Origin of the sequence: Lactobacillus nasalidis (genome assembly GCF_016587775.1) — a bacterium.
Taxonomy (GTDB): Bacteria; Bacillota; Bacilli; order Lactobacillales; family Lactobacillaceae; genus Lactobacillus; species Lactobacillus nasalidis.
In genome coordinates this window covers 1-3,022 of record NZ_BOCG01000072.1, presented here as the reverse complement: position 1 = coordinate 3,022, position 3,022 = coordinate 1, and the positions used below count along the sequence as shown (strand labels likewise).

General features: G+C 55.9%; 3 protein-coding genes and 2 tRNA genes. All 5 read left to right on the top strand.

The features are described 5' to 3' along the window. Positions 1-88: 88 nt before the first annotated feature. Positions 89-173 (top strand) — tRNA-Leu (locus lacNas_RS00870). Between the two features lie 17 nt (positions 174-190). After that, a tRNA-Leu gene (locus lacNas_RS00865) sits at positions 191-275 on the top strand. 114 nt (positions 276-389) lie between these two features. Then, the gene (locus tag lacNas_RS00860) at positions 390-1,559 is read left to right on the top strand and encodes a glycosyltransferase family 4 protein (protein ID WP_201330657.1); all 1,170 of its coding nucleotides are present in this window, start codon (positions 390-392) and stop codon (positions 1,557-1,559) included. Next, positions 1,552-2,601, top strand: coding sequence for a glycosyltransferase family 4 protein (locus tag lacNas_RS00855; protein ID WP_201330656.1), 1,050 nt, complete (start codon positions 1,552-1,554; stop codon positions 2,599-2,601). The genes lacNas_RS00860 and lacNas_RS00855 overlap by 8 nt, the downstream gene beginning before the upstream one ends. Further along, positions 2,594-3,022 (top strand): lysylphosphatidylglycerol synthase domain-containing protein (locus tag lacNas_RS00850; RefSeq protein WP_201346501.1); only part of this gene is annotated, 429 nt, incomplete at its 3' end. The genes lacNas_RS00855 and lacNas_RS00850, both read left to right, overlap by 8 nt.

Below are 3,022 nucleotides of genomic sequence, written 5' to 3'. Positions count from 1 at the left end.
AGTGGTAAGGCAGAGGTCTGCAAAACCTTAATCGTCGGTTCGACTCCGATCCCCGCCTTAGGCTTAGCGGCCATAAGTGAAATAGCATGGCGGTGTGGCGGAATTGGCAGACGCGTCAGACTCAAAATCTGGTGTCCATTACGGACGTATCGGTTCGACCCCGATCACCGCTATTTAAGTTGAATATCACGGCGGTGTGGCGGAATTGGCAGACGCGTCAGACTCAAAATCTGGTGTCCATTACGGACGTATCGGTTCGACCCCGATCACCGCTATTGCTGATAACGGCTCCTTGAACGGGAGTCGTTTTTTTTATTTTGGTAAAGAAATTTGCACCTCTTTTGCGGATTCTCTATAATATTTTTTAGTATGGAGGTTACAGTTTAGACATGAATATCGGTTTGTTTACAGACACCTACTTTCCGCAAAACAGCGGGGTGGCAACGTCGATTAAAACCCTTAAAGAAGCTTTGGAGGCTCAGGGCCACAACGTCTTCATTTTCACGACGACGGACCCGAACGTCGGCAAGGAAACCGTGGAAGCCAACATCTTCCGCTTCAGTTCAGTGCCCTTCATCGGTTTTTCCGAACGGCGGATTGCTTTCCGCGGTTTATTTGAAGCGGCTAAGGTGGCCAAGGAGGTCAACCTGGACATCGTGCACACGCAGACCGAATTCTCCATGGGGACGATCGGCAAGTACGTGGCCAAGCAGCTGGGCATCCCGGCCATCCACACCTATCACACCATGTATGAGGACTATTTGCACTATGTCTTAAACGGCCACTTGCTGCGGCCGGTGCACGTGCAGCAGTTCACCAAGGGCTACTTGAAGAACATGGACGGGGTCATCGCGCCCAGCCAGCGTGTAGCGGCCTTATTGACCCGCTACGGGGTGGAAATTCCCATGCGGGTGATTCCTACCGGAGTCGACTTGGACGCCATCAGCGCCCCTGATAACCAGGATCTGCGCGGGGAGCTGGGGATCGCTCCTGACGCCCAGGTGATCCTGACTTTGGGCCGGGTAGCGACAGAAAAGAAGATTGACCGGATCCTGCGGGTGATGCCGGACCTTTTGACGGAATTCCCCAAGCTGGTCTTCGTCATTGCCGGCGACGGACCGGACGTGGACGTCTTAAAAGAGCAGGTTGAGCGGCTGACTTTGGAAAAGCACGTGATTTTCGCGGGCAACGTGCCCCATGACCAGGTGGGCAGCTACTATAAAATGGCTGACTTTTTCGTTTCCGCCAGCGACACTGAGACCCAGGGGCTGACTTACATCGAGGCTTTGGGCAGCGGCAGAAAGTGCGTGGTCTACAAGACCGACTACACTGACCAGGTCTTCAACGACCCGGCCTTTGGCCTGACTTTTGAGAGCTTGCGGCAGATGAAGGAAGAAATCGCGACTTACCTGCGCCAGGGCCGCCAGGAAATCCCGCCGCGCCTCTTGAGCCAGAAACTGGAGGAGATTTCCGCCAGCCACTTTGCTAGCGAGGTCTGCAAGTTTTACCAGTACGCGATTGACAACTATCAAGTGAAAAACGAGGACAGCAATGATTAGAATTAACATGTTTTCTCAAGCGGATTCCGTGGCCGGGCAGGGCGTCGGCGCCGCTTACCAGGAATTGATCCGGCTTCTGAGGACCCACCTGGTCGATGACTTCTACGTGACGATCAACAAGTACGGCAGAAGCGACCTGACCCACTACCACACGATCAATCCGACCTACTTTGCCAACAGCTTTTCACCGGCCAGAGGCCGCAAGATCGGCTACGTGCACTTTTTGCCGGATACCCTGGAAGGGTCAATCAAGCTGCCGGGCGTGGCCAAGCAGGTCTTTTACCAGTACGTGATCGACTTTTACAAGCGGATGGACCAGATCGTCGTCGTCAACCCGATCTTCATCGACAAGCTGACCGAATACGGCCTGGACAAGAACAAGATTCGCTACATCCCGAACTTCGTGGCCAAGAGTGAATTCTACGAGCAGACCCAGGCCAAGAAGAACGCCACCCGGCAGGAACTGGGCATTCCGCAAGACAAGTTCGTGGTCTTCGGCGACGGCCAGGTTCAAGCCCGCAAGGGGGTCGACGACTTCGCCAAGCTGGCTGAGGCCAACCCGGACTTCCAGTTCGTCTGGGCCGGGGGCTTTTCTTTTGGCAAGATTACCGACGGCTATGACCACTTCAAGAAGCTGGTCGACAATCCGCCGAAGAATCTGACTTTTACCGGCATCATCGACCGGGAGAAGCTGGTCGACTACCTCAACATGGCCGACCTCTTCCTTCTGCCGTCCTTTGACGAGCTCTTCCCGATGTCGGTTCTGGAGGCCTTCAGCTGCGGGACGCCGGTTCTGCTCAGAGACCTGGACCTCTACCGGGCAATCATCGACGGCTACTACCTGGCCGGCAAGGACTACGGCGAATTAAACGAGCAGCTGCGCTTCGCGGCCGCGCATCCGGAAGTTCTGGCCCGCCAGCAGGAGCTGTCCAGAAAGGCCAGCCGGCAGTACTCAGAAGACCACCTGGCCGAGATCTGGCGCGACTTTTACCGGGAGCAGTACCAGCTGGGCCGGGAATTGGGACAGATCAGCTATGAATAAGAAAAATTGGTGGGGAGTCGTGATCGTTTTGTTGATCAGCTCCCTTGTTTTGTATTTTGACTTGAAGTCGACACCGCTAGCGACTTTGCGGTCGGCAGCCGGGCAGATCGTGCCCTGGCGCCTGGTCCTGGTCTTTCTGGCCATGGGATTGTCTTATCTGTGCGAGGCCCTCATTTTGCGCCTGCTGGCCAAAAGGCCGGGCACGGCCAGCCGCAGCTTCTGGTCCTACATGCGGATTCCGCTCATCCAGGCCCTGTTTAACGGGATCACCCCGATGGCCACGGGCGGGCAGCCCTCACAGCTGGCCGCGATGGTGGAGATGGGCATGAGCGGCGGCCGGGCCACGTCGATTCTGATGATGAAGTTCATTTGCTACCAGCTGGTAGTGCTGGCGGCTTACGTGACGGCCTTTGTTTTCGGC